Here is a 25,433-nt window from a genome sequence, read left to right as displayed (position 1 = left end):
GGGCCGGCCGCCGGACGTGGTCGTCATCACGTCAGGATTCCAAACTGCTGACTCCCCGTGGGGCTGCGCTCGACATTCGGTACCCGTGGTGTGCCAAACCACCCTCCCGGATTCTGGACCGGACTGGCCGACAAAGGGCATGCGTGAGAGGCTGTCGGCATGACCGCTGCAGTCGACCGCCGCTTCGTGGCCCGCCGCCACGTTGACTACGGGCGCGTCCGCAGCGCGATGTGTCCGGCTTCCTGACGCCGCCCGATCGCTGATTTTTCGGGCGCGACCGACGCGCCGGCCTTCTCCAGACACCGATGTCGCGAGCCCTTCGGGGTGGCCGTCCGCCATCGGCGCGCCCTCGATGACCCGGAGGACCGCCGACATGGCGATCGACAGCATCACGGCCGCCAAGCCCGCCGCGGCCCGTCCCCGTAAGGCGCGCGGCGAGGGCCAGTGGGCGCTCGGACACCGTGAGCCGCTGAACCCGAACGAGCGGATGAAGAAGGACGACAATCCGCTCCACGTGCGTGCGCGTATCGAGAACATCTATGCGCACCAGGGCTTCGCCTCGATCGACCCGCAGGATCTGCGCGGCCGGTTCCGCTGGTGGGGCCTCTACACCCAGCGCAAGGCCGGCATCGACGGCGGGCGCACCGCCGTGCTGGAGCCGCACGAGCTGGAGGACGAGTACTTCATGCTGCGGGTGCGCATCGACGGCGGCCAGCTCAACCTGGCCCAGCTGCGCACGATCGCCGGGATCGCGACGGAGTTCGCCCGCGACTCGGCCGACATCACCGACCGGCAGAATATCCAGCTCCACTGGATCCGGGTCGAGGACGTGCCGGAGATCTGGCGCCGCCTCGAAGCCGTCGGGCTGCAGACCACCGAGGCGTGCGGCGACTGCCCCCGCGTCGTGCTGGGCAGCCCCGTCGCGGGTGTCTCCACCGGAGAGGTCATCGACCCCACTCCGGCGATCGACACGATCGTCGAGCGTTACCTGGGCGACCCGAAGTACTCGAACCTGCCGCGCAAGTTCAAGACGTCGATCTCCTGGCTGGTGGACACGCCGTACGAGACGAACGACATCGCGTTCATCGGCGTGCAGCACCCGGTGTACGGGCCCGGCTTCGACCTGTGGGTCGGTGGGGGACTGTCCACCAACCCGCGGCTGGCCGAGCGACTGGGCGCCTGGGTGCCGTTGGAGGAGGTTCCGGACGTCTGGGAGGGCGTGGTCGGCATCTTCCGCGACTACGGCTACCGGCGGCTGCGCAACCGCGCCCGGCTGAAGTTCCTGCTCGCCGACTGGGGTGTGGCGAAGTTCCGCGAGGTACTGGAGAAGGAGTACCTGGGCCGGGCCCTTGTGGACGGACCGGAGCCGGACCTGCCCGCCAAGCCGGTCGACCACATCGGGGTGCACAAGCAGGTCGACGGCCGCAACTACGTGGGTGCGGCCCCGGTCGTCGGGCGCTCTTCGGGGACGCAGCTCGCCGCGCTGGCCGATGTCGCGCAGGCACACGGGTCCGGCCGGGTGCGGCTCACCCCGTACCAGAAGCTGTTGGTCCTGGATGTTGCGGACGACCAGGTCGAGTCGCTGGTCGCGGGCCTGCGTGGGATCGGTTTGGAAGCCCGGCCGTCGGCCTGGCGGCGCGGCACGATGGCCTGCACCGGCATCGAGTACTGCAAACTCGCCATCGTCGAGACCAAGGCCCGCGGCGAGGAGCTGGTGGCCCGGCTGGAGGAGCGGCTGCGCGAGTTCGACGCGGACATCTCCATCCACATCAACGGTTGCCCCAACGCCTGCGCCCGCACCCAGGTCGCCGACATCGGCCTCAAGGGGCAGCTCGTCATGAACGAGCGCGGCGAGCAGGTCGAGGGCTTCCAGATCCACCTCGGCGGCGGCCTCGGCATGGCCCAGGGCCAGACCGCGGGCTTCGGCCGCAAGCTGCGCGGCCTCAAGGCCACGGCCGAGGAACTTCCCGGGTACGTGGAACGCGTCGCCCGCCACTACCTGGCCGGGCGAGCCGAGGGCGAGACGTTCGCGAACTGGGTCGTGCGCGCGGACGAGGAGCTGCTCAAATGAGCGACGCCCGGTCGACGCCGCTCTACTGCCCTTACTGCGGGGACGAGGACCTGTACCCGCACGAGGCATCGCACGGCGCGTGGGAGTGCCACTCCTGCGCGCGAGTTTTCACGGTCAAGTTCAACGGGCTGCTGGCCGCGCGTCTGAAGGGCGTGGCCGGCGATGACGGCGCTGTCGAGGGAGCTAACCGATGACTGTCGTGACCGCTACCGGCCTGGGCCTGGTGTCCCTCGGGGGATCCGCCCCGGCCGATCCGACCCGCCGCACCGCCGCCGAGCTGGAGGCGCTGGCCCGCGACGCGGCGTCCGCGCTGGAAGGCAAGCCGGCCGAGGAGATCGCCCGGTGGGCGACCGACACGTTCGGCGCGCGGTTCTGTGTGACCAGCTCGATGGCGGACGCGGTCGTGGCGCACCTGTTCTCCCGGGTCACGCCCGGGGTGGACGTGGTGTTCCTGGACACCGGCCTGCACTTCCCGGAGACGCTGAAGGTGCGCGACACGGTCGCCCGCACGATGAACGTCAACGTGCGCTCGATCCGGCCACGGATGACCGTCGGGCAGCAGGACGGCGAGCGCGGACCCCGGCTGTTCGCCCGCGACCCGGACGAGTGCTGCTTCCTGCGCAAGGTCGAGCCGCTGGAGCGGGCCCTGGTGGACTACGACGCGTGGGCCACCGGCCTGCGCCGCGACGAGTCCCCGACGCGGGCCAACACGCCGGTCGTGACGTTCGACGCCCGCAAGGGCAAGGTCAAGGTCAACCCGATCGCGGCGTGGCGCCAGGCCGACGTGGACCGGTACATCGCCCGTTGGAACGTGCCGGTCAACGAACTCTTCAAGAAGGGGTACGGCTCGATCGGCTGCTGGCCGTGCACCCGCCGGACGAAGGCCGGGGAGGACCCGCGCGCGGGCCGCTGGGCGATGTTCGAGAAGACCGAATGCGGCCTGCACCAGTAACCCGGCGCCCGGCGGTGCCGCGGCCGGCCGGGCGCGGTGCGGCGAACCCCCGCGTGGGTGTCGTGCTCGCCGCGCATGGCAGTGGTGACCCGCGGGCGGCCGCCGCGACGCAGGCGCTCGCCCGCGCGGTGGCCCGGGTGCGTCCCGACTGGGAGGTGCGTGCGGCGTACCTCGACCACAGCCTGCCCCGGCCCGCCGCGGCGCTCGGCGCGCTGGAGGCGGCCGGGCACGGGCGGGCGGTGCTGGTGCCGCTGCTGCTCACGGCGGCGTACCACGGGCGGGTCGACGTGCCTGCCGAGCTGACCGCTGCCCGGGCAGACGGACTGAGCCTGGAGGTGGCCGTCGCCGACGTGCTGGGGCCGGTCGCCGGGAAGATCCCACCGTTGCTGCTGGACGGCTTGGTGCGACGCCTGCCGATGGCCGGTGGTCGGGCGGCCGGGCTGGACGCGGTGGTGCTCGCTGCGGCGGGTACCCGCGACGCCGCGGCGCGCGGAACCGTGGAGCACGTTGCGGCGGCGCTGGGGGAGCGGCTGGGCCTGCCGTGCGGGGTGGCGTACGCGTCGGCCGCCCCGCCGACCGCGGCCGAGGCCGTGGCGCGCCTGCGGGCGGCCGGGGCGCGCCGGGTCGGGGTGGCGTCGTACTTCCTGGCGCCCGGGCGGCTCTACGACGCCGCGATGCGGTCGGCACGGTCGGCCGGGGCGGTGGCGGTCGCGGAGCCGCTTTCGGATGCTTCGGAGCTGGCGGAACTCGTGGTCGGTCGAGTCGTCCAGGCCGGGGCCGGGCTCGCGGTGGCGGACGCCGCGTAGGTGCCGCCGCCGATTCGTGGCGGCGCGCTGTCCGATCGCGGCTGCCCGTGGTCTTGGTCTCGGTGGAGCTCCGGCAGCCTCGGAGAGATCGAAGACACACAGTGGGTGGGCGTGCTAATCGTCTCAGTAACGATTGCCGGTAATTTCGAGATCATTTCGCGAACCGCGTGTGACCCGATTTCCCGGCGGCCCCGTCATTGCGTGCGGTAATCGGCTCGAAACAGCACGACGCCCCGGGCCGAACGGCTCGGGGCGTGAAATGCGGTGGTGCGGGGGATGGCTCAGGCGGTGGGAGCGCCGACCCGGAGGCCGCCGCGACGCTTGACGGCGCGCCGCTCGTCTTCGCTCATACCGCCCCATACGCCGGCGTCCTGACCGGACTCGAGTGCCCAGGAGAGGCATTCCGAGGTCACGGGGCACCGCCGGCACACGGCCTTGGCCTGCTCGACCTGCAGGAGCGCCGGGCCGGAAGTCCCGATCGGGAAGAACAGCTCCGGGTCCTCGTCGCGGCAGATCGCATCGTGGCGCCAGTCCATGGCGGCAACACTCCTTGTTTCCGGATGGGGTAGTAAACGCAGTGCTGACTTACCTATTTGCATACGCGTGGCGAACCGACGGGCTGCATCCGTTCGATCACCACTGCGTGAGCAAGCTATTTCGTTACGCAGAGCCGTTCCGGGCTTCTCGATTAGGAACGTGCACGGGCGGCATCCGGTTACTTCTTATCGCTTGTGAATGCTTTCACGAACTAGCGCGATGTCAAGGGTAGCGCTCAGAAAATCTCCGAGCGGGTGAGCTAGCTCACGACCCCTTTGTCCGGTTCTGGGGGTTGATCCAGTCCCGGCTGACGACCGCTCCCATCAATGTAGTACGGTGCTGCCCCGCCCGCGGACGTTTTGCATGTGTTTCTGAATACGGATCGTGAGGCTTCCTCTTTGGCGCCTACCCGGTCCTCAGCAGATCACACGCAGCGCTTCGGGGACGGACACGAAGTGCACCTTCTGGCGCTCGCCCAGGTAGTCGCCGTCCAGATGGAACGGCTGGGGGCGGTTGGCCACGACCGTCATCTCCGCCTGGTCGTGCAGGCGCAGCACCTGACGCCCGTGCGGGCTGCCCGTACGGCGGGCCAGTTGCGTCACTGTCCGTGTTGTGCTGGAGACGTGTAGCTGCCGTAGGGCAAGTACGTCAAGTCCCAGATCGAAGGATGCGTCCGGATTGGGGTCCACTGGGCGGTCGCCGACGTATGTCCACGGCGCGGTGTTCTGCACGATGACAGTGGCCAGTCCCGATTCCGTCTCTTCCCCAGGACGCTCCACGGACAGGGGCGGATTCTTTCGATCCTCACCGAGGAAGAACTGCCCGATCGTCGCGCGCACGTACAACGCCGGCGTCGAAGTGCGGCCGCGCAACCGCGCCTGTTCCACCGAGCGCACCACCGCCGCATCCAGTCCCATTCCGGCGCAGAACGTGAAGTAGCGGTCGTCGGCGCGGCCCAGCCCGACCACCCGGTGCCGGCCGTCGCGCAGGCCGTCCAGGATGACGCTGGTCGCATCGACCCAGTCGCGTGGCAGCCCGAGCGCGCGGGCGAAGACGTTCGTCGAACCGCCGGGCACGACCGCCAGCGCCGGCAGCCGGTACGCCGGGGGCCCGGCCGGCGCCGCGTCGTCGGCATCCGCGCCGAGCAGGCCGTTGACCACCTCGTTCACGGTGCCGTCGCCGCCCAGGGTGACCACCACGTCGACGCCGCTGCCGACCGCGCCGCGGGCGAGATCCATCGCGTGACCACGGCGCGTCGTGTACTCGACGGTCAGGTCAACCTCGCTGCGCAGCGCGTGGACGAGCACGTCCCGGCTGCGCTCACTGGTCGTGGTGGCCTTGGGGTTAACCACCAGTAGGGCACGCATGCGCGGCACTGTACCTGCCGATCGGCGCGCAGTCAGTCGTCGATCAGCGCGGCCGGTAGGGTGCAGCCGTGACCGCGCCGCCGCCCCTGCGTACCCCCCTGCCCGCCACACTCGCCGGGGCCGTCGGGCTGCTCGGCCTGGAAGCGGCCGGGCTGGCCGCGCTCACGGCGTACCTCATCGTGCTGGACTTCACCGCGGACAAGCACAGCGTGACGGTCGCGCTCGCCCTGACCGGGTGTGCCGCGCTCGGCGCGGCCGTGCTCGGGCTGCTCGCCCGTGCCCTGGCCCGGCGCTCGGCCCGGGCCCGCGGGCCGGTCGTCGTCGTGCAACTGCTGGTGCTCGCGACCGGCGGATTCCTGATCCAGACCGGACCGTCCTGGCTGGGTGTCGTCCTGCTGGTGCTCGCCGCGGCCACCGTGATCCTCGTCGTGTCGCCCCCGAGCACCCGGGCGCTCGGACTGGATTGATAGTCGTCCCGGCGGATCCAGGGGTCCCCGCCGGGCGGAAAGGCCTACGCTGGGACGGGCTGAGGCAATCGAAGCGGCAGCGCTTCGGGGGTGAGGATCAGTGACCGGATCGACGGTACGCCCACCGGCGTACCAGATGCTGGCCGATGAGCTCCGGACCGAGATCACCTCGGGCCGCCTGCGACCGGGTCAGCGGCTGCCACCTGAGCCGGAACTGTGCATCCGTTCCGGGGTCAGCCGCAGCACGGTGCGCGAAGCGCTGCGGCTGCTGGCCAGCCAGCATCTCATCGTCACCACCCGTGGCGTGACCGGCGGCAGTTTCGTGGCGCACCCGGACGCCGCGCAGATCTGCGAGGGCCTCACCACCGGGCTCACCCTGCTCACCAACTCCGCGGCCGTGGGCGTCGCGGACGTGCTGGAGTTGCGCATCGCGCTGGAGGTGCCCGCCGCCTCGATGGCGGCACACCGCCGGACCGACACCGACGTGGCGCTCCTGCACGCCGCGATGTTCGACGCGACCGGCGACGACGACGCCAGCATGTGCGCCGCGGCCGCCGCGTTCCATGCCGCGGTCTGCAAGGCCACCCGGAACCCGCTGTTCGAGCTGGTCACCCGGCCGGTGTACGACGCCTCCTGCGGCGACGAGGTGATCCACCACCTGCCCGAGGGCTACTGGGCGGAGGTCGACCGGGACCACCGGGAGCTGCTGGCCCGGATCCTGGCGCGCGACGCGGAGGGTGCGGCCACGGCCGCCCGTACTCATCTGGATCACGTGATCGAGGCGAACCGCCTCTCGCTCGAGCTGAACGGAGACCATCAACGACCGGCGGCCGCCGGCGTGCCCGGTTCCGAGCATCCGAGCCGTCAGCTCGCCGGATAGATCCTCAGCCCTCCGACCGGCGGGTGACCAGGCGAATCATGGCGCGCCGCCCGTCCGCCTCGGCCGCGGCCGCGGTGGTGAGCGCGGTCAGCACCTTCCACGCGAAGGAGGACTCGGCCGGCAGCCGGGCACCCCGCACGGTCGACACCGACACCTCCACGGTCAATGCATCCTCGGTCACCGCGAAACGGCAGGCCAGCTCGGCGCCGCGGGTCGCGATGGCCAGCAGCATCGCGCACGCCTCGTCCACCGCGATGCGTAGGTCCTCGATCTCGTCCAGCGCGAAATGCAGCCGCGCCGCGAGCCCTGCGGTGGCCGTCCGGAGCACGCTCAGATACCCGCCGTCGGCGGGCACCGTGAGCAGCACGACGTCGTCCTCCGTCGCCGGTTCGGGCTGTGTCGTCGTCGCGTGAGTCACCGCACCCCATCCTCCCAATGGAGGAGACTCTAGCCGCTGCCGGTGGAGGCCCGGGAGGCCCGTTCAGCGAGCCGGTGCAGCGGCTCGCCCGCGAGGCGGTACGGCAACCAGTCGGTCCTGACCGTGGCGCCGACCGCGGCGTAGAACCCGGCGGCCGGGTTCCAGTCGAGCATCATCCATTCCAGGCGGCGCCAGCCGCGATCCACGCAGGTCGCGGCAAGTGCGGCCAGCAGCGCGGTGCCGGCCCCGGTGCCGCGGGCGCCCGGGCGGACGTACAGGTCCTCCAGGTGGATCCCGTGGGTGCCTTCCCACGTGGAGTACGTGAGGAACCACAGTGCGAAGCCGACCGGGAGGTCGTCCGCGTCGACCGCCACGTGGCCGAACAGGGCGGGGGCCGGGGCGAACAGGGCGGCGCTCAACTGCTCCACGGTCAGGTGGCACTGGTCGGCGGCACGCTCGAAATCGGCCAGCTCGTGCACCATCGCGACAACGGCCGGCACGTCATCGGGACGCGCCGGCCGTACGGTGACGTCGTGGGTCACGCCTGCTTGGTCTCCCAGAAGATCTTGGAGATCTCCTCGATCTTGCCCAGCAGCTGCTCGGCGACGGCCGGGTCCATCGAACCCTTGGTCCCGGAGGCGCCGGCGAGCTTGGTCGCTTCGTTGAACAGCTGGTGCAGGTGCGGGTATTTCTCGAAATGCGGGGCCTTGAAGTAGTCGGTCCACAGCACCCACAGGTGGTGCTTGACCAGCTCGGAACGCTGCTCCTTGATGCCGATGGCACGGGTGCGGAACTCCGGGTCGGTGTTGGCCTGGTACTTCTCGGCGATCGCCTTGATCGACTCGGCCTCGATGCGGGCCTGTGCCGGGTCGTAGACGCCACACGGCAGGTCGCAGTGCGCGCTGACCAGGGTGCGCGGCGTGAGAATGCGCGGAAGTCGCATCAGGACCCCTCCATACGTTTGCGATGATCCGTGTCTGACCCTACCCCTTACACCTTCGGCCACACGCGACGCGGGACTTGATGCCATGAGCTTGCAACTGCCGCTGTTCGCCGTACTTGTCCGGGGTCCGTCCATGGCGCCCACCCTGCGCGACGGCGACGCCCTGCTGGTGCGGCGCGGCGGCCGCGTGCGCCCCGGCGACGTCGTGGTCGCGTCCTTCCGGGCGCGGCCCGGCCTGCTGGTCGTCAAGCGCGCGGTCGAGGCCCGCGAGCAGGGCTGGTGGATACACGGGGACAACGAGTTCGGTACGGACGACTCGCGGACCTACGGAGTGGCGGATGTCATCGGACGAGTCGTGTTTCGTTACTGGCCGCGGCCGGTGTGGCTAAGTTAATCTTCGGTAACCGCAGCACACCGTAGTCTTGCGGCCCTTGAGAGCATTACCGCTCAGTGTTGTCTAGCGACCTCGTTCCGGGTGACCCCCGCATCGCAGGTCGGCCGGGCGCCCACTCGCGCTCCGGCCGGCTGGCAATCGACCTTCCGATGCGCCCTGTGGAGTCCCCGTGTCTTTTTTCAGCTTTGAAACCGACCCTGCCCTCGCCGCCGACCCGGTCTTCGACCTGCACCGGCACGGCAAGATGGCGATCTCCTGCACCGTCCCGCTGAACAGCCGCGACGACCTGTCGAAGGCCTACACGCCCGGCGTCGCCCGGGTGTGCGAGGCGATCGCCGAGACGCCCGAGCTCGCCGCGGACTACACCTGGTCCGGCAACGTCGTCGCCGTGGTCACCGACGGCTCCGCCGTCCTGGGCCTGGGCAACATCGGCCCGAAGGCCGCGATGCCGGTCATGGAGGGCAAGGCGGTGCTGTTCAAGCAGTTCGGCGGCGTCGACGCGGTCCCGATCTGCCTGGACACCCAGGACACCGAGGCCATCATCGCCACAGTCAAGGCGCTCGGGCCGTCGTTCGGCGGCATCAACCTGGAGGACATCAGCGCCCCCCGGTGCTTCGAGATCGAGCGACGGCTCGACGAGGCGTTGGACATCCCGGTCTTCCACGACGACCAGCACGGCACCGCGGTCGTCGTGCTCGCCGCGTTGCGCAACGCGGTCACGGTGCTCGGGCGCCGCTTCGCGGATCTGCGTGTCGTCATCAGCGGCGCGGGCGCGGCCGGAGTCGCGATCACCAACACGCTCATCGCGGCCGGGGTGCCCGGGGCCAACATGATCATCTGCGATTCGCGGGGCATCATCCACGCCGACCGCCCAGGCCTCACCGCCGAGAAGGCCGAGCTGGCCGCGAACACCAACGTCTCCATGCGTACGGGCGGGATCCGCGAGGCGCTCATCGGCGCGGACGTGCTGATCGGGGTGTCCGGCGGGGCGATCGAGGAGGCCGCGCTGGCCGGCATGGCGCCGGGCGGCATCATCTTCGCCCTCGCCAACCCCACGCCCGAGGTGCACCCGTCGATCGCCGCCAAGTACGCGGCCATCGTCGCGACCGGGCGCAGCGACTTCCCCAACCAGATCAACAACGTGCTCGCGTTCCCGGGGATCTTCCGCGGTGCCTTGGACGCCCGCGCCAGCAAGATCACGGACAGGATGAAGGTGGCCGCCGCCGAGGCGATCGCCGACGTGGTCGGGGCGGACCTGCGCGCCGACACGATCGTGCCGTCCCCGCTCGACCCGCGGGTCGCCCCGGCCGTGGCGGCCGCCGTGGCCCGCGCCGCCGAGCTGGAGGGCGTGGCCCGGCGCATCGCGGGCCCGGTCAACCCCGCCGCGCCGGTCCCCGCCTGACGTGCTGTGTTCTTGATTCGCCGCGCTCCCGCCCGGGGCGCGGCGAATCGGCCACTGGGGACACCGTGGGCGGCGCCGGGGACAGTAGGCTCGCGTCATGCGTGCCGCCTACGCCCCCGTGACCAAGCCCGACGACCCGCTGGCCGCTCTCGCGGTCGGCGACCGCCCCGAGCCGTCGCCGCCCGACGGCTGGGCGATCGTGGAGGTGCGGGCCAGTTCGCTCAACCATCACGACCTGTGGTCACTGCGCGGCGTCGGCCTGCCGGCCGACCGGCTGCCGATGATCCTGGGCTGCGACGCGTCCGGGGTCGACCCGGACGGCAACGAGGTCGTGGTCTACCCCGTGGTGCCGGACCCGGCGGACCCGCGCGGGTTCTCGCTGCTGTCCGAGCGTCACCCCGGCACGCTGGCCGAGCGGGTCGCCGTACCGGTGGAGAATCTGGTGCCCAAACCGGCCGGGCTGTCGTTCCTGGACGCGGCGTGCCTGCCGACCGCGTGGCTCACGGCGTACCACATGCTGGTGACGCGGGGCCGGGTGGCGGACACCGAGGCGGTGCTGGTGCAGGGCGCGGGCGGAGGCGTCGCCACGGCCGCGGTGATGCTGGCCGCGGCGCTCGGCAAACGGGTGTACGCGACCAGCCGCGACTCCGCGAAACGGGAGCGGATCGCCGCGCTCGGCGCCACCGCGGTCGAACCGGGTGCCCGCCTGCCCGAGCGGGTCGGTGTGGTCATCGAGTCCGTGGGCGCACCGACGTTCGAGCACTCGCTCAAGTGCGCCGCGCCGCAGGCACGGATCGTGGTCTGCGGTGCGACCGGCGGGCATCTCGCCACGGTGGACCTGCGCCGGGTCTTCGCGATGCAGTTGGAGATCCTCGGCAGCACGATGGGCACCCGCGACGAGCTGGCCGCGCTGCTCGACCTGGCGGTGCAGCACAACGTCCGTCCCGTGATCGACTCGACGTACGGCTTCAGCGCGGTGGCGGACGCCTTCGCCCGCCTGCACTCCGGTGACGTGTTCGGCAAGGTCGCCGTCGACCACCTGCACTGACGACCCCCGGCCTGCACCGAACCCGGCCTGCACCGAACCCGGCCTGCACTGGCCCCCGGCGGCCTGCACTGGCCCCCGGCGTCACGGCCGGTCGGTGAAGGGCCTTCGGAACGTGCCGGAGCCGCCGCCCGGTGTCCCCGTGCCGCTGCCCCGTGTCCCCGTTCCGGGTCGCGGTGTCCCCGTGGCGGGTCGCTCGGCCTCGGACGTGGGGGGAGCCGGCCCGTCCGGGATCAGGTCCGCGGCGGGGAAGCCCCCGGCGGGCGGTCGCCACCGGGCGCCCTGGTCGCCGCCCAGCGTCCGGTGCAGGAAGTCCGTGACGATCGCGTTCATCTGCGCCCAGCCGTAGCGGCCCGGCAGCATGTACCCGGCGTGGTGGGCGCGGGGAAGCAGGACGTACGACTTGGGCCACGGCACCGCGTCGAACGCCGCACGCCCGAGCGCGAGCGGGACCACGTGGTCGGACTCGCCCTGCAGGAACAACATCGTGGCCGCGGGCCCGGCGAACGAACCGGGCGCCTGCCACCCCGCGATGACCACTCCGGACCGTAACCACCGGGGATGTCCCGCGGTGAACAGGCCGGTCGTGGTGTACCCGCCGGCCGAGTGCCCCACCGCGGCCACCCGATCGCGGTCGATCCGGCCGTACAGCGGGTCGTCGCGCCGGCGTTCGAGGCGGCGGATCTGCTGGATGACGTACTCCGCGTCGGCGGGCTGGTGGACGATGTCGGATCGGCGGAAGCGTGGCGCGCCCGCGCAGGTGTGCGGGTACGCGGGCACCGCGACCACGAATCCGGTCGCGGCCCAGGTCGCGGCGAGGGGCGCGTACCGCTCGGGGGTTCCGGACAGCCCGTGACTGAACAGTACGAGCGGGAAGCGTCCGGCCGCCGGGGCGGCACCGGGCCGGGCGGGGGTGACCGTTCCGTAGTCGAGTGGTGTTTCCGGGCACGGCGTCCGCCTCGATGCGTCGCGGCTGGTCGAGCCGGCACCGTTGGCCGATCCGGACCGGCTGGAAACGGTCGGATCGATCGCAGCCACGTCGACCGGCGTTGCCGGGCGCGTCGGGTCGGCCGGGCCTGCGGACCCACCGGGACGGGTCGGACCCGGCCACATCCTGGAGCCGGTCGTGGATGCCGGGCTGAGCTGGTCGATCGGTGTGTGCGGGGTGGGTGGGCCTGCGGGGACGATGTCGGGCGGGGGCGGCGGGATCGGGCTGGGCATTCCCACGGTGGTGGAGCCGGGCCGGTCCGGCGCGCTGGCCGGGACGAGGCTCTGTACGGCCGACGCGGGGTAGAACAGCAGCGTACGCAGTGGCCGGTCGTCGCCTCGGGACAACATCAACGTCCGCATGCCGACCGGGTAGCGGGGTTCGGCCGCACTCGACGCGCCCGGCGTCCCGGCGTGGGGCGCGGGGTCGCGGACAGCGGCGGGAGGCCGGAGCGGACGGGACAATGACCACTCGGCGGCCCAGGCGGCGGCCGGCACGGTGAGCACCATCGCGATCACTGTCCGGAAAATCCGTTTTGTTCCCACGTCCCGACCGTAGGCGTGACTCCTCCCACGCAGGAGTGATTTCCGGCGATGTGGGGCGTTCGAGCTGGTCGGTGGCGCGGCGATGACCAGGCGGCGGGGTGTCCGCCGGGTGCGGCGTTTCGCTATTGTCCTGCGCATGCCTGACAACTCCGTCGACCCCAGCGGCAACACCGAGGCCTTCCGGGCCTTCACCCACAACGCTCCGGAGGAGCCCGCGCCCTCGAAGCTCCCGCTCATCGTCGGCGCCGCCGTCGTGGCGGCCGTCCTGATCGCGCTGGTCGTCTGGCTGGTCTGACCGCTTTCGCTCAGCCCCGTCCCGCGCCGGACGCGGCCAGCGTCGCGCGGGTCTGCTCGGCGATCTCCAGCTCCTCGTCGGTCGGCACCACGCAGACCGCGACCGGTGCGCCGTCCGGCGAGATCACCGGCGCATTGCGCTCATTGCGCTCCGTGTCGACCTCGATACCCAGGGCCGACAGCCCGGCCAGCGTGCGGCCCCGGACGATCGGCGAGTGCTCGCCGACCCCCGCGGTGAACGAGATGGCGTCGACCCGCCCCAGCACCGCCAGGTACGCCCCGACATACTCGCGAATCCGCCGGCAGTAGACGTCGATCGCCAGCGTGGCGACCGGGTCACCGTCCTCCATGCGCTGCTCCACCACGCGCATGTCGTTCTCGCCGGTCAGGCCGCGCATCCCGGCATCGCGGGTCAGCATGTTCTCGACCTCGTCGAACGACAATCCGGCCACCCGATGCAGGTGGAACACGATCGCCGGATCGATGTCGCCGCTGCGCGTACCCATGACCAGGCCGCCCTGGGGTGACATCCCCATCGAGGTGGCAACGCTGCGGCCGCCCTGCACCGCGCAGGCACTCGCGCCGTTGCCGAGGTGCACGGTGATCACGTTGGCCTGCTGCACGGGTACGCCGAGCAGCTCCGCAGTGCGCCGGGCCACGTACGCATGGGATGTCCCGTGGAAGCCGTAGCGCCGCACCCCCCAGCGCTGGGCCAGGGCCGCGTCGATCGCGTACGTGACCCCCTCGGGCGGGATCGTGGCGTGGAACGCCGTGTCGAACACCGCGACCTGCGGCACGTCCGGCAGCAGCTTGCGGGCCACGTCGATGCCGCTGAGCGCGGGCGGATTGTGCAGCGGCGCCAGCGGCACCAGCCGCGCGACAGCGGCCACCACCGTGTCGTCGATGATCGTGGCACGGGTGAACTCGCTGCCGCCGTGCACCACCCGGTGCCCCACCGCGGCCAGCCCGGTCAGGTCGATCTGGTCCATGATCCGCTGCAGGGCGGTCTCGTGATCCCGTGCTTCGCCGCCGGGCTCGCCGATGCGCTCCACCAGCCCCTTGGCCACGGTCTCGGTGCCGTCGAACAGCCGGTACTTCACCGAGGACGAGCCGGTGTTGAGGACGAGGATTCGGGTCATGTCGCCGCCTGGATCGCCGTGATCGCCACCGTGTTGACGATGTCCTTGACCGTTGCGCCGCGGGACAGGTCGTTGACCGGCCGCCGCAGCCCCTGCATCACCGGGCCGACCGCGACCGCGTTCGCCGAACGCTGCACCGCCTTGTACGTGTTGTTGCCGGTGTTCAGGTCCGGGAACACGAAGACCGTGGCCTTGCCCGCAACCGCGCTGTCGGGCAGCTTCGCGGCGGCCACGGCCGGGTCGATCGCGGCGTCGTACTGGATCGGGCCCTCCACGGGCAGGTCCGGGCGGCGCTCGCGGACCAGCGCGGTCGCCGCGGCCACCTTCTCCACGTCGGCGCCCGCGCCGGAACTGCCGGTCGAGTACGACAGCATCGCCACCCGCGGCTCGATGCCGAACGCCGCCGCGGTCTGCGCGGACGACACCGCGATGTCGGCCAGCGCCACCGCGTCCGGGTCGGGGTTGACCGCGCAGTCGCCGTACACCAGGACGCGGTCGGCGAGCAGCATGAAGAACACGCTGGACGCCACGGTCACCTCGGGCACGGTCTTGATGATCTCGAACGCGGGGCGGATCGTGGCGGCGGTCGTGTGCGTCGCCCCGGAGATCATGCCGTCGGCGAGCCCGGCGTCGACCATCAGCGTGCCGAAGTAGTTGACGTCGCGGACCACGTCGTGCGCCAGATCCAGGGAAACACCGCGATGCGTACGCAGCTCCGCGTACCGGCGGGCGAAGCGGTCGCGCCACTCGCTGGTGGCCGGGTCGACCAGCCGGGCGCCGCCGATCTCGACGCCCAGCTCCCGCGCCCGGCGAGCGATCTCGGCCGGGTCGCCGAGCAGGGTCAGGTCGGCGACACCCCGGCGCAACAGCGTCTCGGTGGCACGCAGGATCCGCTCGTCCGTGCCCTCCGGCAGCACCAGGTGGCGCCGGTCGGCGCGGGCGCGGTCGATGAGGTCGTACTCGAACATCAGCGGCGTCACCCGGCTCGACCGGGTGACGTCGAGCAGCCCGACAAGCTCCGCGGTGTCCACATTGGCCTCGAACGCCCCGAGTGCGGCGTCCACCTTGCGCGGGGTGGCCGGGCTCAGCCTGGCCTCGATCCGGTCGGCCGCCGCGATCGTGTCGTAGCTGTCCGTCTTCACCAGCAGCATCGCGAGGCCGGTGTTCAGCCGTTCGATCACCGTCACGGCCCGCGGGTCCGGTGCCTCGCCGATCGTCAGCATCAGCCCGGCCAACGTCACGATGCCCGCCGCGTGCGTGGCGCTCGCGGCGACCAGCAGGTCCGCGCGGTCCCCGGGGGTGATCAGCAGGGCCCCGTCGGTGAGGTGATCCAGCACGGCGGGCACGTGCGCGGCACCGACCAGGTAGGCGAGGACGTCGCGGTCCAGCGCCGCCGCGCCGCCGCTGACCACCGTGGCGCCCAGCGCGGTCGCCACCTCGGCCACCGTGGGGGCGGACAGCGCTGCCAGCTCCGGGATGACGTACACCGGGTAGGGCAGGCCGACCGGGGCGCTCGCGCCGGGCTGCGCGCGGTTCGCGACCACGGCGACCACGGTCGCGTGCAGATCCACCAGCGAGTGGTACGCCGAGCGCACCACCGCGTCCAGGTCGCTCCGCCCCTGCCCGCTCACCACCGGGATGACGACGCTGCCGAACTCCGTCGCCAGCCGGGCGTTCAGGGCCAGCTCGCGCGGCATCTCGTCACGCCCGTCCTGGTGACTCTCGGTGAAGTCGGTACCGACCACGACCACCGAGGCGCACCGCCGCTCCATGTCGCGGTACCGCTCGATGATCCGGGAGATCAGCTCCTCCCGCCGGCCGTCGGCCAGCATCGCCGCCGCCTCGGCCGCGGTCATCCCGAACGACTCCGCGTACGGCGCGAGCGCCGGATACCGGTCGATCAGCAGTGTCAGGATCGGGTCCGGGCCGTGGTCGCCGATCAGCGGCCGGAACACGCCGATGCGAGCCACCTGCCGGGACAGCAGCTCGACCACGCCGAGCGCCACGATCCCCTTGCCGACGCCGGGGCCGAGCCCCGCGATGTACACGCTGCGCGCCACACCCTCAACGTACCGGGCGGGCGATCGGCGTGGACACGCTCCCCGCGGACTTCCGGCCCGCTACTCGTCGTCGTCCTCGTCCGCGCGGGCCAGCCACGTCGCGAAACGCTCGATCGCGGTCTCGAACTCGGGGTGCACATCGACGAACGTGCGTAGCTGATCGCCCAGCCACTCCAGCGTGACGGTCTCCTCGCCGCGCCGGTCGACCAGTTCCTCGATGCCACGGTCGGTGAAGTACACAGGCTCTCCCAGGTGGACAGGGGCGCCCCGCCGACCGGCAGGGCGCCCCAGGTTGTTCAGCTCAGTACGTGGTCACGGCCGCGGCAGGGCCGCCTCGACCAGCGCCGACTGCTCCGCGTCGTGCATCTTGGCCGAACCCACCGCGGGCGCGGCGGCCGCGGGCCGGGAGATCCGGCGCAGCCGGACACCCTCGAGGTGCTCCAGCAGGTTGAGCGCCACGAACGACCAGGCGCCCTGGTTGGCCGGTTCCTCCTGCACCCACGCGAAGTCCTCCGCGTTCGGGTACTGGCCGAGCACCGCCTTCAGCTCCTCGACCGGCAGCGGGTAGATCTGCTCCATCCGGATCAGCGCGGTGTCGGTGATGCCGCGCTCGGCACGCGCCGCGTACAGGTCGTAGTAGACCTTGCCGGAGCAGAGCAGCACCCGCTTGACCGCCTCGGGCTGCAGCGGGGTGCCGTTGACTCCGGTGTCACCGAGCACCGGCTGGAACCGGCCGCTGGTGAACTCGGCGACCGAGGAGATCGCCAGCTTGTGCCGCAGCAACGACTTCGGCGAGAACACCACGAGCGGCTTGCGCTTGGACGACAGGGCCTGGCGGCGCAACAGGTGGAAGTAGTTCGCGGGGGTGGTCGGGTTCGCCACCCGCATGTTGTCCTGCGCGCAGAGCTGCAGGAAGCGCTCCGGGCGGCCGGACGAGTGGTCCGGGCCCTGACCCTCCTGGCCGTGCGGGAGGAGCAGCACCACCGAGGAGCGCTGACCCCACTTGACCTCGCCGGACGAGATGAACTCGTCGACGATCGACTGGGCGCCGTTGACGAAGTCGCCGAACTGGGCCTCCCACAGCACCAGCGCGTCCGTGTTCTCCACGGAGTAGCCGTACTCGAAGCCCATGGCCGCGTACTCGCTGAGCAGCGAGTCGTGCACGAAGAACCGGGCCGTGCCGGTGGCCAGCGTGGACAGCGGCAGAAAGTCCTTGCCGGTGCGGTGATCGACGATCGCCGCGTGCCGCGAGACGAACGTTCCGCGCCGCGAGTCCTGGCCCGCCAGCCGCACGGTCACGCCCTCGGACAGCAGGGAGCCGAACGCGATCAGCTCGCCGAAGCCCCAGTCGATGCCGCCGTCCGCGGCCATCTTGGCCCGCCGGTCGAGAAGCTGCTGGACCCGCTTGTGCGGGGTGAAGCCCTCGGGAAGCTCCACATGGGACTGACCGATCGCCCGCACCACGGCCGCGTCGATCGCGGTGTCCACCTGGGGCTCCGGCTCCTGCACGACGCTGCGCGGCCGCGGCGGGGAACCGGCCGCGTCCCGGGTCGCCTTGAACACCTGCTCAAGCTGCTGCTGGTAGTCGCGCAGCTGCTCCTGGGCGTCGTCCACGGTGATGTCACCGCGGCCGATCAGCTCCTCGGTGTACAGCTTGCGGACGCTGCGCTTGGTGTCGATGATCTCGTACATCCGCGGGTTGGTCATCGACGGGTCGTCGCCCTCGTTGTGGCCGCGGCGGCGGTAGCAGACCAGGTCGATGACGACGTCCTTGTTGAACGCCTGCCGGTACTCGAACGCCAGCCGCGCCACCCGCACGACCGCTTCGGGGTCGTCGCCGTTGACGTGGAAGATCGGCGCCTGGATCATCCGGGCCACGTCCGTCGAGTAGAGCGACGAGCGGCTGTACTCCGGGGCGGTGGTGAAGCCGACCTGGTTGTTGACCACCACGTGCAACGTGCCGCCGGTGCGGTAGCCGCGCAGCTGCGACAGGTTCAGCGTTTCGGCGACCACACCCTGCCCGGCGAACGCGGCGTCACCGTGCACCAGCACGGGCAGCACGGTGAACCCGTGCAGGCCCAGGTCGAGGCGGTCCTGCTTGGCGCGGACGATGCCCTCCAGCACCGGGTCGACCGCTTCGAGGTGCGACGGGTTGGCGACCACGCTGACCGTGGTGGAGTGCTCGCCGTCCGGGGTGGTGAACTTGCCGGTCTGGCCCAGGTGGTACTTCACGTCGCCCGAGCCGTGCGCCGACTTCGGGTCCATCTGACCCTCGAACTCGTTGAAGATCTTCTCGTACGGCTTGCCGACGATGTTGGCCAGCACGTTGAGCCGGCCCCGGTGGGCCATGCCGATGACCATCTCGTCGAGCCCGCTCTCGGCGGAGGCCTGCAGCACCTCGTCGAGCAGCGGGATCAGCGACTCGCCGCCCTCCAGCGAGAAGCGCTTCTGGCCGACGTACTTGGTCTGCAGGAACGTCTCGAACGCCTCGGCCGCGTTGAGCCGGTTGAGGATGTGCTTCTGCTCATCCGTGTCCGGCTTGGTGTACTTGATCTCGATGCGTTCCTGGATCCAGCGGCGCTCCTCCGGGCCCTGGATGTGCATGTACTCCACGCCGACCCGGCGGCAGTACGTGTCGCGCAGCACGCCGAGCACGTCGCGCAGCTTCATCATCTGCTTGCCGCCGAAGCCGCCCACCGGGAACGTACGGTCCAGGTCCCACAGCGTCAGTCCGTGCTGGAGCACGTCGAGGTCGGGGTGGCGGCGGATCTTGAACTCCAGCGGGTCCGTGTCCGCCATCAGGTGCCCGCGCACCCGGTACGCGTGGATCAGCTCGGGGACCCGGGCCGCCTTGCCGATCTGGCCCTCGGACGTGTGCGCCACGTCGCGCACCCAGCGCACCGGCTCGTACGGGATGCGCAGCGAGGTGAAGATGTCGTCGTAGAAGGCGTGCTCGCCGAGCAGCAGCTCATGCATCGACTTGAGGAACTCGCCGGACTGCGCGCCCTGAATGACCCGGTGGTCGTACGTGCTGGTCAGGCTCGTGACCTTGCTCACCGCGTTGGCGGTGAGGGTCTCGTCGGACATCCCCTGGTACGGCGCCGGATACTCCATGGCGCCGACGCCGATGATCGCGCTCTGGCCCGCCATGAGGCGCGGGATCGAGTGCACCGTGCCGATGCCGCCCGGGTTGGTCAGCGAGATCGTGGTGCCCGAGTAGTCGTCCATGGTCAGCTCGTTGCGCCGCGCTCGCCGGACCACGTCCTCGTACGCCTGCCAGAACTTGCGGAAGTCCATCTGCTCGCAGTTCTTGATCGACGGGACGACCAGGGTGCGGGAGCCGTCCTTCTTCGCGAGGTCGATGGCGATGCCGAGGTTGATGTGCTCGGGCTGCACGAGGGACGGCTTGCCGTCGACCTCGGCGTACGAGTTGTTCATCTCGGGGTGCGCGATGATCGAGCGGACCATCGCCCAGCCGATCAGGTGGGTGAAGCTGACCTTGCCGCCGCGGCCCCGGGCGAGGTGGTTGTTGATCACGATGCGGTTGTCGACCAGCAGCTTGGCCGGGACGGCGCGCACGCTCGTCGCGGTGGGCACCTCCAGCGAGGTTTCCATGTTCTGCACGATCTTGCCCGCCACGCCACGCAACGTGGTGACCTTGGCGCCCGCGGGGACCGCGGTGGTCTCCTTCGGCGGGGTGGCGGGCTTCGCGGCGGGCGCGGCAGGCTTCGGCGTGGCCGGGACGGTCGGCTTGACCGGGGCGACCGTCGCGGCGGCCGGGGCGTCCGTGCCCGCGCGTGCCGCGGTGGCGGTCGCGTTCGCGGCGGTCGCCTCGTCGGGCGTCGCGATGGACCCGGCCGCCATGGCCGGCTTGTAGTCGGCGAAGAAATCGTGCCAGGCGGGGTCGACACTGGCCGGGTCAGCCAGGTAGCGCTGGTACATTTCGTCGACGATCCACTCATTGGGACCGAAATCGGCGAGTGGATTGTCCTGCGAGGTCTGCTGGGTCGACACTTCCGTGTTCGCCTCTTTCACCATTGTCAACACGCGACGCGATCGTCACAGGGGACGGAACGGATTCCCGTCAAGGCTACGCCGTGCGCTGCGCGCGCCCGCCCGGACGTCCGGCCTGTGACGAACGCCTATGCCTGCCTCTCGATCACGACACGTCGCGGCGCTTGATGATGGCCGTCCCGATGAGGCCCATCAACACTGTGTAGCCGATCAGCACCGCCGCCCCGACCCAGCGCGGCGGGCTGCCGGGCAGATCCGTGCCCGAGATCATCAGTTGCGACGCCGTGGTCGGCATGATCACCTGCAGGTACGTGAACCAGTCGGCCACATACGTGCTGAGCAGGAAGAACACGGCGGCGAACGCCTGTGAGCCGACCACGTAGACCGCGGTCAGCGTGACCGTGGCCCCGATCTGACTGCGGATCAGCACCCCGGCGCCCACACCGAGGATCGCCCAGAGCCCGAACGCGAGCCCGTTCAGCCCGATGGCGCGCCAGACGGCCGGGTCACCGAGGTGTGGCCCGATCTTCACCGAGTGCAGGATGAACGGCACCACGATCAGGTTCAGCACGGTCAGAACCAGCCAGAACACGAGCGCGAGCAGCGCCGACGCGGCGAACTTGGCCAGCACGACCCGCTCCCGGCGGGGGGTACCGAGGAACGTGGTGGTCGCGGTCTGGTGGAAGAACTCGTTGGTCACCAGGATCGCGCCCAGCAACAGCACCATGAGCACGCCCATGAACTGGCCGCTGGTGTAGAGGTTGGTCGCCACGTTCACGGACTCGCCGGCCACCCGGATCTGCTCCGCCTGCTGCGCGGTCACATCACCGCCGCCCTGCTCGGTCGACGTGACGGCCGCGGCGCTGACCCAGTTGATCAGAACGCTGATCACGTACAGCGGGAGCAGGATGAGACCGAAGATCCACCAGGTCGGCGTGGTGCGGATCTTGAGGAGTTCGGCGTTGACCAGCTTCATCGGATCCCCGCCTTTCCCGCGGTCAGCTCCAGGAACACGCGCTCCAGGTCGGCGCGCTCACCGGCCAGCTCGTGCAACTCCACCCCCGCGACGAACGCCGCGTGCCCCACGGCCGCCGCGTCCAGGCCGGTGACCAGCAACGCGCCGTCCTGCTGGGCGGTCACGGTCGCGCCCTGGGTCTGCAGCGCAGCCGTCAGCTCTGCCGCCTGCGGGCTGCGGACCCGGGTCTGCGCGGCGCCCGCCATCGAGCCCAGCACGTCGTCGACCGGGCCCTGCCGGACCAGCCGCCCCGCCGCGATGATCACCACGTCGTCGGCGAGCTGCTGCATCTCCCCCAGCAGGTGGCTGGAGACCAGCACCGTGCGGCCCTCGGACGCGAGCGCCTTGAGCAGGTCGCGCATCCAGCGGATGCCCTCCGGGTCGAGCCCGTTCGCCGGCTCGTCCAGGATCAGTACCCGGGGGTCGCCGAGCATCGCCGCCGCGATCCCGAGGCGCTGCTTCATGCCCAGCGAATAGCCCTTGAACTTGCGTTTGGCCGCGGGCGTCAGCCCCACCAGCTCCAGCACCTGATCGGCGCGCTCGCGAGGCAGCCCCGCGGCGGCGCAGATGACCCGGAGATGGTTGAGTCCCGTCCGGCTCTTGTGCGCGCTGGACGCCTCCAGCACCGCACCCACGTGCCGCAGCGGGTCGGCCAGCTCCGTGTACCGGTGGCCGTTGATCGTGGCCGTGCCCGCGGTGGGACGCACCAGGCCGACGAGCATGCGCAGCGTCGTGGTCTTGCCCGCGCCGTTCGGGCCGAGGAAGCCGGTGACCCGGCCGGAACGGACCGAGAACGACAGGTCGTCCACGGCCCGCAGTTTCTTGTACTGCTTGGTGAGACTCCGGACCACGATCGCCTCGGAGCCCGGACCCTGCTGCCCGCCGCTCAACCGCCGCTCCTTTTCCGTAGACGCAGGGGGATCACGGTAACGGACACGCGCTCATTGATCGGGCAGGGCGATCCAGGTGGCGTGCGCCGTGGCGAGACGGGCGCCGTCCGGGCCGTACACGGTCGAATCGACCATCGCCTTGCGGCCCTGCAGCGCGCTCGCCCGGCCGACCACGACGCACGTCGCGCCCGGCTCCGGCAGCGTCTCGACCGCGACCGCGATGCGGCCCAGCACATACGTCCGGCCGATGTGCAGCGCCGACCAGCCGCCGGGGCAGTCCAGCGCGGCCCACATCGTCTCGACCCCCACCTCGGAAGGCACGACCCAGGGCGCGGCGGTCCGCTCGTCGGCGAGCAGGCCGGGGAAGATGCGCAGGCCGTCGCTGCGCTGCGGCCCGCACACGTAGCAGGTGGGGAACGGGTGGGCGGTGAAGCCCGGATACGCCTTGGCCGCGACCTCCGCCTCGGCGAGCGAGGCCGCCGGGACGCCGGGGCCCGCGTCCGTGGTCGCGGCGACCTCCGCGACCAGGGTGCCGTCGGGGGCGGTCACCGCGCCGTGCCCCACCGCGAGATCCGTTTCGAGCGGGGGCGGGATCCGCAGGGTCACCTGGAACGCCCGCCCGTCCGCCGCGGCACCGCACGCCGTCGCGAACGCACCCGCCGACCAGCCGCCGTTGCCCGAGGCCGGGGGACCGTTGAACTTCGCCGGAATCCGCATGCCCGACACCGTCTCATACGCCTACGACAGACACCGGCGATTGTCGGCGGCGTACATTGTGCGTACGATCGGCTCATGAGCGCGAAAGCGGAACGTCTGCATCTGCGCCTCGACGCCGAGCAGCGCGCACTGCTCGAGGCAGCCAGCGAGGCCGCTGGGTCGAGCATGTCCGCCTTCGTTCTGCGGGCGGCGACCGACGCGGCGGCGGGCGTACTCGCCGATCGTCGCGCGTTTCTCCTGGACGAAGAGGCGTGGCGGGCGTTCGACGAGGCGCTCGAGCGGCCCGCCCAGGACGTCGCCGGTCTGCGTGAGCTGCTCAGCCGGCCGACGGTTCTTGACGACGGCCGCGGCGGCGACCAGGCATGACGCCGCGCTTCTCGGCCGTGGAGGCGCTCGCCCCCGGGCACGTGCTGACCGGCTTCGACTGTGGTTCGCCCGCACAGTCGGCCTGGCTGGCGGAACACGCGATGCAGGCGCACCGGGCCGGACTATCCCGGGTCTACGTGGCCACCGGCCCCGAACGGGTGGTCGCCTACTACGCCCTGTCGGCGGGCAGTGTGGCGCCCGCCGATGCCTCACCCCGCCTGATGCAGGGAGCCGGGCGCTACCACCAACCCGTCGTGATCCTTACCCGGCTCGGCGTCGACGTCTGCGCTCAAGGAGCCGGGCTGGGACGCGCGCTCGTCGTGGACGCGCTGCGCCGCATCGCCGGTGCATCCGAAGTCATCGGGGTCCGCGCCGTCCTCATCCACTGCGAGTCGGACGCCGCGCGTGAGTTCTACCTACGACTGGCCAAGTTCGAGGCGAGTCCGACCGACCCGATGCACCTTCTGCTCCTCATGAAGGACCTGCGCCGCGCCCTCGCGTAAGGCGTTCATGTGCTGGTCATCCGGCACCACCACGGTGGATACGCCAGCGGTGGATGTGGACCTTACACAGATCTCATGGCCGTACTCATGACCGCCGCCGCACCCACCGGGACCAGCGGCTACTCGCTCCTCATCGCCGACGACGCCGACCAGGTGGCCGCGGCGCAGCGACTGCGCCACGACGTCTTCGCCACCGAGCTCGGTGCCCGGCTCCCGCACGCCGTCGACGGGCGCGACATCGACGACTTCGACGAGCATTGCGACCACCTCATCGTCCGCGACGACGCCACCGGCACCGCCGTCGGCACGTACCGGATGCTGCGCCCGGCCGCCGCCGAACGGGCCGGGCGGCGCTACGGCGACGGCGAATTCGACCTCAGCCGCCTCGCGCCGCTGCGTGACCAGCTCGTCGAGACCGGACGCTCCTGTGTGCACCCTGACCACCGCTCCGGAGCCGTGGTCAACCTCATGTGGGCCGGCATCGCCCGCTACCTGCACCTGAACAACCTGCGCTGGCTCGGCGGCTGCGCCTCGGTCGGGCTCGACGACGGCGGCCACACCGCCGCCGGGGTGTGGGCGCGGGCGCAGGCCAAGCATCTGTCGCCGCCCACCCTGCGGGTCCGGCCCCGCCGCCCCTGGCTCTCCGAGACCGCCCCCGCCGGCGACCCGAAAGCCGCGGTGCCCCCGCTGCTGCGCGGCTACCTGCGGCTGGGCAGCTGGGTGTGCGGCGAACCCGCGTACGACCCGGACTTCCGCACCGCCGACTTCTACGTGCTGCTGTCCATGGACCGGATGGACCCGCGCTACCGGCGGCACTTCCTCGGGGCGACGCGATGATGTGGCTGCCCGAATCCGGCTGCGGGCCGGGGTGCCGCACCGGCGGCGACGACCCGGCGCGCCACGGGACGGCGACGCTGCGGATGGCGGGGGTGTGCACCGTACTGTTGCTGAGCCTGGTGGTCCTGCCGCTGCTGCGCCGCGCGGCCGTGCGGGCCGGTGCGCGCGCCCTGCTCGCGCTGCTCGGAGTGCGGCTGGTCTGGCGCGGCCCACTGCCCCGCCCCGGCAGCCTGCTGGTCGCCAATCACGTCTCGTGGCTCGACATCGTCGCGCTGGTCGCGGTGGTGCCGGTCCGGCTCGTCGCCAAGAGTGAGGTCCGCACCTGGCCGGCGGTGGGCGCGCTCGCGGCCGCGACCGGCGCGATCTTCCTGGACCGGACCCGGCCGCGGACGCTGCCGCGGACCGTGGCCGAGGTCGCCGCGGCGCTGCGGGCCGGGCGGACGGTCGCGGTCTTCCCGGAAGGTACGACGTTCTGCGGCGCCCGTCAGGGCCGGTTCCGGCCGGCGGTGTTCCAGGCCGCGGTCGACGCGGGCGCGCCCGTGGTGCCGGTCTCGATCAGGTACGACTCGACCGCCGCCGCGTTCGTCGGCGACGACACGCTGTGGTCGTCGGTCCGCCGCGTCGCCGGGCTGCGCGGCATGACTGCGACCCTCGTGGCGGCCCCGGCGTTACGGCCCACCGAGGGTACGGACCGGCGGGCGCTGGCCCGCGCCGCGCAGGCGTGCGTCGGCGTGACCTCGGGCTTCGGCCTCGCCGCGTAGGCGCCGCTCACAGAGACCTTTC

Annotated in this window: 27 protein-coding genes; 14 read left to right on the top strand and 13 right to left on the bottom strand. The window is 71.4% G+C overall.

Annotation, left to right across the window (positions count from 1 at the left end; all coding sequences use genetic code 11):
- The first annotated feature begins 373 nt into the window (after positions 1 to 373).
- From ACMCNK_RS16490 to ACMCNK_RS16475, 4 genes are read left to right on the top strand one after another with little or no spacing between them, the layout of a single operon-like run.
- Positions 374 to 2,071 carry a nitrite/sulfite reductase gene (locus ACMCNK_RS16490; RefSeq protein ID WP_412737291.1) on the top strand — a complete coding sequence of 566 codons (1,698 nt, stop codon included), beginning with the start codon at positions 374 to 376 and terminating at the stop codon, positions 2,069 to 2,071.
- Positions 2,068 to 2,265: a hypothetical protein gene (locus tag ACMCNK_RS16485; RefSeq protein ID WP_412741089.1), complete on the top strand. Its 198-nt coding sequence runs from the start codon at positions 2,068 to 2,070 to the stop codon at positions 2,263 to 2,265. Before ACMCNK_RS16490 ends, ACMCNK_RS16485 begins: the two co-directional genes overlap by 4 nt.
- Positions 2,262 to 3,023 (top strand): phosphoadenylyl-sulfate reductase, encoded by a 762-nt coding sequence (locus ACMCNK_RS16480; RefSeq protein ID WP_412737290.1) that lies wholly within the window; start codon positions 2,262 to 2,264, stop codon positions 3,021 to 3,023. The genes ACMCNK_RS16485 and ACMCNK_RS16480 overlap by 4 nt, the downstream gene beginning before the upstream one ends.
- A 53-nt stretch (positions 3,024 to 3,076) precedes the next feature.
- Positions 3,077 to 3,829: a sirohydrochlorin chelatase gene (locus tag ACMCNK_RS16475; RefSeq protein ID WP_412737289.1), complete on the top strand. Its 753-nt coding sequence runs from the start codon at positions 3,077 to 3,079 to the stop codon at positions 3,827 to 3,829.
- A gap of 281 nt (positions 3,830 to 4,110) precedes the next feature.
- Here the strand turns inward: ACMCNK_RS16475 and ACMCNK_RS16470 are convergent, their stop codons facing one another.
- Both ACMCNK_RS16470 and ACMCNK_RS16465 read right to left on the bottom strand, forming a co-directional pair.
- A complete protein-coding gene (locus ACMCNK_RS16470) occupies positions 4,111 to 4,365 on the bottom strand; it encodes a WhiB family transcriptional regulator (protein WP_020513708.1) in 255 nt (84 codons plus the stop codon).
- 417 nt (positions 4,366 to 4,782) lie between these two features.
- Positions 4,783 to 5,733: a diacylglycerol/lipid kinase family protein gene (locus ACMCNK_RS16465; protein WP_412737288.1), complete on the bottom strand. Its 951-nt coding sequence runs from the start codon at positions 5,731 to 5,733 to the stop codon at positions 4,783 to 4,785.
- A 68-nt stretch (positions 5,734 to 5,801) separates the two neighbouring features.
- On the opposite strand from ACMCNK_RS16465, the gene ACMCNK_RS16460 reads away from it, so the two are divergent.
- Positions 5,802 to 6,200 (top strand): hypothetical protein, encoded by a 399-nt coding sequence (locus tag ACMCNK_RS16460; protein ID WP_412737287.1) that lies wholly within the window; start codon positions 5,802 to 5,804, stop codon positions 6,198 to 6,200.
- Between the two features lie 100 nt (positions 6,201 to 6,300).
- The gene (locus ACMCNK_RS16455) at positions 6,301 to 7,080 is read left to right on the top strand and encodes a FadR/GntR family transcriptional regulator (protein WP_412737286.1); all 780 of its coding nucleotides are present in this window, start codon (positions 6,301 to 6,303) and stop codon (positions 7,078 to 7,080) included.
- 4 nt (positions 7,081 to 7,084) lie between these two features.
- Here the strand turns inward: ACMCNK_RS16455 and ACMCNK_RS16450 are convergent, their stop codons facing one another.
- The 3 genes from ACMCNK_RS16450 to sodN are packed head-to-tail and all read right to left on the bottom strand — an operon-like array spanning position 7,085 to position 8,441.
- A complete protein-coding gene (locus ACMCNK_RS16450; protein ID WP_412737285.1) occupies positions 7,085 to 7,498 on the bottom strand; it encodes an anti-sigma regulatory factor in 414 nt (137 codons plus the stop codon).
- A gap of 29 nt (positions 7,499 to 7,527) precedes the next feature.
- The gene (locus tag ACMCNK_RS16445) at positions 7,528 to 7,980 is read right to left on the bottom strand and encodes an N-acetyltransferase family protein (RefSeq protein ID WP_412740881.1); all 453 of its coding nucleotides are present in this window, start codon (positions 7,978 to 7,980) and stop codon (positions 7,528 to 7,530) included.
- 56 nt (positions 7,981 to 8,036) lie between these two features.
- Complete coding sequence (gene sodN, locus ACMCNK_RS16440; protein WP_412737284.1) at positions 8,037 to 8,441, bottom strand: superoxide dismutase, Ni; 405 nt, start codon at positions 8,439 to 8,441, stop codon at positions 8,037 to 8,039.
- A gap of 85 nt (positions 8,442 to 8,526) precedes the next feature.
- On the opposite strand from sodN, the gene ACMCNK_RS16435 reads away from it, so the two are divergent.
- From ACMCNK_RS16435 to ACMCNK_RS16425, 3 genes are all read left to right on the top strand, one after another.
- Positions 8,527 to 8,835 (top strand): S26 family signal peptidase, encoded by a 309-nt coding sequence (locus ACMCNK_RS16435; RefSeq protein ID WP_412737283.1) that lies wholly within the window; start codon positions 8,527 to 8,529, stop codon positions 8,833 to 8,835.
- A gap of 169 nt (positions 8,836 to 9,004) precedes the next feature.
- Positions 9,005 to 10,237 carry an NADP-dependent malic enzyme gene (locus ACMCNK_RS16430; RefSeq protein ID WP_412737282.1) on the top strand — a complete coding sequence of 411 codons (1,233 nt, stop codon included), beginning with the start codon at positions 9,005 to 9,007 and terminating at the stop codon, positions 10,235 to 10,237.
- 97 nt (positions 10,238 to 10,334) lie between these two features.
- Complete coding sequence (locus ACMCNK_RS16425; RefSeq protein ID WP_412737281.1) at positions 10,335 to 11,285, top strand: zinc-binding dehydrogenase; 951 nt, start codon at positions 10,335 to 10,337, stop codon at positions 11,283 to 11,285.
- 81 nt (positions 11,286 to 11,366) lie between these two features.
- On the opposite strand, the gene ACMCNK_RS16420 is transcribed toward ACMCNK_RS16425, so the two are convergent.
- Positions 11,367 to 12,779, bottom strand: coding sequence for a hypothetical protein (locus ACMCNK_RS16420; RefSeq protein WP_412737280.1), 1,413 nt, complete (start codon positions 12,777 to 12,779; stop codon positions 11,367 to 11,369).
- 172 nt (positions 12,780 to 12,951) lie between these two features.
- Here ACMCNK_RS16420 and ACMCNK_RS16415 point away from each other — a divergent pair, with 172 nt between their 5' ends.
- On the top strand, positions 12,952 to 13,110 hold the full coding sequence (locus tag ACMCNK_RS16415) for a hypothetical protein (RefSeq protein ID WP_412737279.1): 159 nt from the start codon (positions 12,952 to 12,954) through the stop codon (positions 13,108 to 13,110).
- 10 nt (positions 13,111 to 13,120) lie between these two features.
- On the opposite strand, the gene ACMCNK_RS16410 is transcribed toward ACMCNK_RS16415, so the two are convergent.
- The 7 genes from ACMCNK_RS16410 to ACMCNK_RS16380 form a co-directional block, all read right to left on the bottom strand.
- Positions 13,121 to 14,248 (bottom strand): acetate/propionate family kinase, encoded by a 1,128-nt coding sequence (locus tag ACMCNK_RS16410; protein WP_412737278.1) that lies wholly within the window; start codon positions 14,246 to 14,248, stop codon positions 13,121 to 13,123.
- Positions 14,245 to 16,308 (bottom strand): phosphate acetyltransferase, encoded by a 2,064-nt coding sequence (gene pta, locus ACMCNK_RS16405; protein WP_412737277.1) that lies wholly within the window; start codon positions 16,306 to 16,308, stop codon positions 14,245 to 14,247. Before pta ends, ACMCNK_RS16410 begins: the two co-directional genes overlap by 4 nt.
- 60 nt (positions 16,309 to 16,368) lie before the next feature.
- Positions 16,369 to 16,548 (bottom strand): DUF6104 family protein, encoded by a 180-nt coding sequence (locus ACMCNK_RS16400; RefSeq protein ID WP_130509022.1) that lies wholly within the window; start codon positions 16,546 to 16,548, stop codon positions 16,369 to 16,371.
- Between the two features lie 72 nt (positions 16,549 to 16,620).
- Positions 16,621 to 20,322, bottom strand: a complete 3,702-nt coding sequence (locus ACMCNK_RS16395) for a multifunctional oxoglutarate decarboxylase/oxoglutarate dehydrogenase thiamine pyrophosphate-binding subunit/dihydrolipoyllysine-residue succinyltransferase subunit (protein ID WP_412740880.1) — start codon at positions 20,320 to 20,322, stop codon at positions 16,621 to 16,623.
- A 145-nt stretch (positions 20,323 to 20,467) separates the two neighbouring features.
- Positions 20,468 to 21,298, bottom strand: a complete 831-nt coding sequence (locus tag ACMCNK_RS16390; protein ID WP_412737276.1) for an ABC transporter permease — start codon at positions 21,296 to 21,298, stop codon at positions 20,468 to 20,470.
- Positions 21,295 to 22,227, bottom strand: coding sequence for an ABC transporter ATP-binding protein (locus tag ACMCNK_RS16385; protein ID WP_412737275.1), 933 nt, complete (start codon positions 22,225 to 22,227; stop codon positions 21,295 to 21,297). The genes ACMCNK_RS16390 and ACMCNK_RS16385 overlap by 4 nt, the downstream gene beginning before the upstream one ends.
- A 51-nt stretch (positions 22,228 to 22,278) precedes the next feature.
- Positions 22,279 to 22,944, bottom strand: coding sequence for a hypothetical protein (locus tag ACMCNK_RS16380; protein WP_412737274.1), 666 nt, complete (start codon positions 22,942 to 22,944; stop codon positions 22,279 to 22,281).
- Positions 22,945 to 23,019: 75 nt separating this feature from the next.
- On the opposite strand from ACMCNK_RS16380, the gene ACMCNK_RS16375 reads away from it, so the two are divergent.
- From ACMCNK_RS16375 to ACMCNK_RS16360, 4 genes are all read left to right on the top strand, one after another.
- Positions 23,020 to 23,310 carry a DUF1778 domain-containing protein gene (locus ACMCNK_RS16375; protein WP_412737273.1) on the top strand — a complete coding sequence of 97 codons (291 nt, stop codon included), beginning with the start codon at positions 23,020 to 23,022 and terminating at the stop codon, positions 23,308 to 23,310.
- Complete coding sequence (locus tag ACMCNK_RS16370; RefSeq protein ID WP_412737272.1) at positions 23,307 to 23,813, top strand: N-acetyltransferase; 507 nt, start codon at positions 23,307 to 23,309, stop codon at positions 23,811 to 23,813. Before ACMCNK_RS16375 ends, ACMCNK_RS16370 begins: the two co-directional genes overlap by 4 nt.
- Positions 23,814 to 23,888: 75 nt before the next feature.
- Positions 23,889 to 24,650: a GNAT family N-acetyltransferase gene (locus tag ACMCNK_RS16365; RefSeq protein ID WP_412737271.1), complete on the top strand. Its 762-nt coding sequence runs from the start codon at positions 23,889 to 23,891 to the stop codon at positions 24,648 to 24,650.
- On the top strand, positions 24,647 to 25,411 hold the full coding sequence (locus ACMCNK_RS16360) for a lysophospholipid acyltransferase family protein (RefSeq protein ID WP_412737270.1): 765 nt from the start codon (positions 24,647 to 24,649) through the stop codon (positions 25,409 to 25,411). Before ACMCNK_RS16365 ends, ACMCNK_RS16360 begins: the two co-directional genes overlap by 4 nt.
- The last annotated feature ends 22 nt before the right edge of the window (positions 25,412 to 25,433 follow it).

It is taken from the genome of Krasilnikovia sp. MM14-A1259, assembly GCF_047159535.1.
Lineage (GTDB): Bacteria > Actinomycetota > Actinomycetes > Mycobacteriales > Micromonosporaceae > Actinoplanes.
Note: the sequence above shows the minus strand (reverse complement) of the source record. Positions and strands in the feature narration are given on the sequence as shown.

Bases quoted from the DNA above. Each gene is read 5' to 3' on its own strand.
- ACMCNK_RS16490 (WP_412737291.1), top strand. From the start codon at position 374: ATGGCGATCGACAGCATCACGGCCGCCAAGCCCGCCGCGGCCCGTCCC.
- ACMCNK_RS16485 (WP_412741089.1), top strand. From the start codon at position 2,068: ATGAGCGACGCCCGGTCGACGCCGCTCTACTGCCCTTACTGCGGGGAC.
- ACMCNK_RS16480 (WP_412737290.1), top strand. From the start codon at position 2,262: ATGACTGTCGTGACCGCTACCGGCCTGGGCCTGGTGTCCCTCGGGGGA.
- ACMCNK_RS16470 (WP_020513708.1), bottom strand. From the start codon at position 4,365: ATGGACTGGCGCCACGATGCGATCTGCCGCGACGAGGACCCGGAGCTG.
- ACMCNK_RS16465 (WP_412737288.1), bottom strand. From the start codon at position 5,733: ATGCGTGCCCTACTGGTGGTTAACCCCAAGGCCACCACGACCAGTGAG.
- ACMCNK_RS16445 (WP_412740881.1), bottom strand. From the start codon at position 7,980: ATGGTGCACGAGCTGGCCGATTTCGAGCGTGCCGCCGACCAGTGCCAC.
- sodN (WP_412737284.1), bottom strand. From the start codon at position 8,441: ATGCGACTTCCGCGCATTCTCACGCCGCGCACCCTGGTCAGCGCGCAC.
- ACMCNK_RS16435 (WP_412737283.1), top strand. From the start codon at position 8,527: ATGAGCTTGCAACTGCCGCTGTTCGCCGTACTTGTCCGGGGTCCGTCC.
- ACMCNK_RS16425 (WP_412737281.1), top strand. From the start codon at position 10,335: ATGCGTGCCGCCTACGCCCCCGTGACCAAGCCCGACGACCCGCTGGCC.
- ACMCNK_RS16420 (WP_412737280.1), bottom strand. From the start codon at position 12,779: ATGGTGCTCACCGTGCCGGCCGCCGCCTGGGCCGCCGAGTGGTCATTG.
- ACMCNK_RS16415 (WP_412737279.1), top strand. From the start codon at position 12,952: ATGCCTGACAACTCCGTCGACCCCAGCGGCAACACCGAGGCCTTCCGG.
- ACMCNK_RS16410 (WP_412737278.1), bottom strand. From the start codon at position 14,248: ATGACCCGAATCCTCGTCCTCAACACCGGCTCGTCCTCGGTGAAGTAC.
- ACMCNK_RS16390 (WP_412737276.1), bottom strand. From the start codon at position 21,298: ATGAAGCTGGTCAACGCCGAACTCCTCAAGATCCGCACCACGCCGACC.
- ACMCNK_RS16380 (WP_412737274.1), bottom strand. From the start codon at position 22,944: ATGCGGATTCCGGCGAAGTTCAACGGTCCCCCGGCCTCGGGCAACGGC.
- ACMCNK_RS16375 (WP_412737273.1), top strand. From the start codon at position 23,020: ATGAGCGCGAAAGCGGAACGTCTGCATCTGCGCCTCGACGCCGAGCAG.
- ACMCNK_RS16370 (WP_412737272.1), top strand. From the start codon at position 23,307: ATGACGCCGCGCTTCTCGGCCGTGGAGGCGCTCGCCCCCGGGCACGTG.
- ACMCNK_RS16365 (WP_412737271.1), top strand. From the start codon at position 23,889: ATGGCCGTACTCATGACCGCCGCCGCACCCACCGGGACCAGCGGCTAC.
- ACMCNK_RS16360 (WP_412737270.1), top strand. From the start codon at position 24,647: ATGATGTGGCTGCCCGAATCCGGCTGCGGGCCGGGGTGCCGCACCGGC.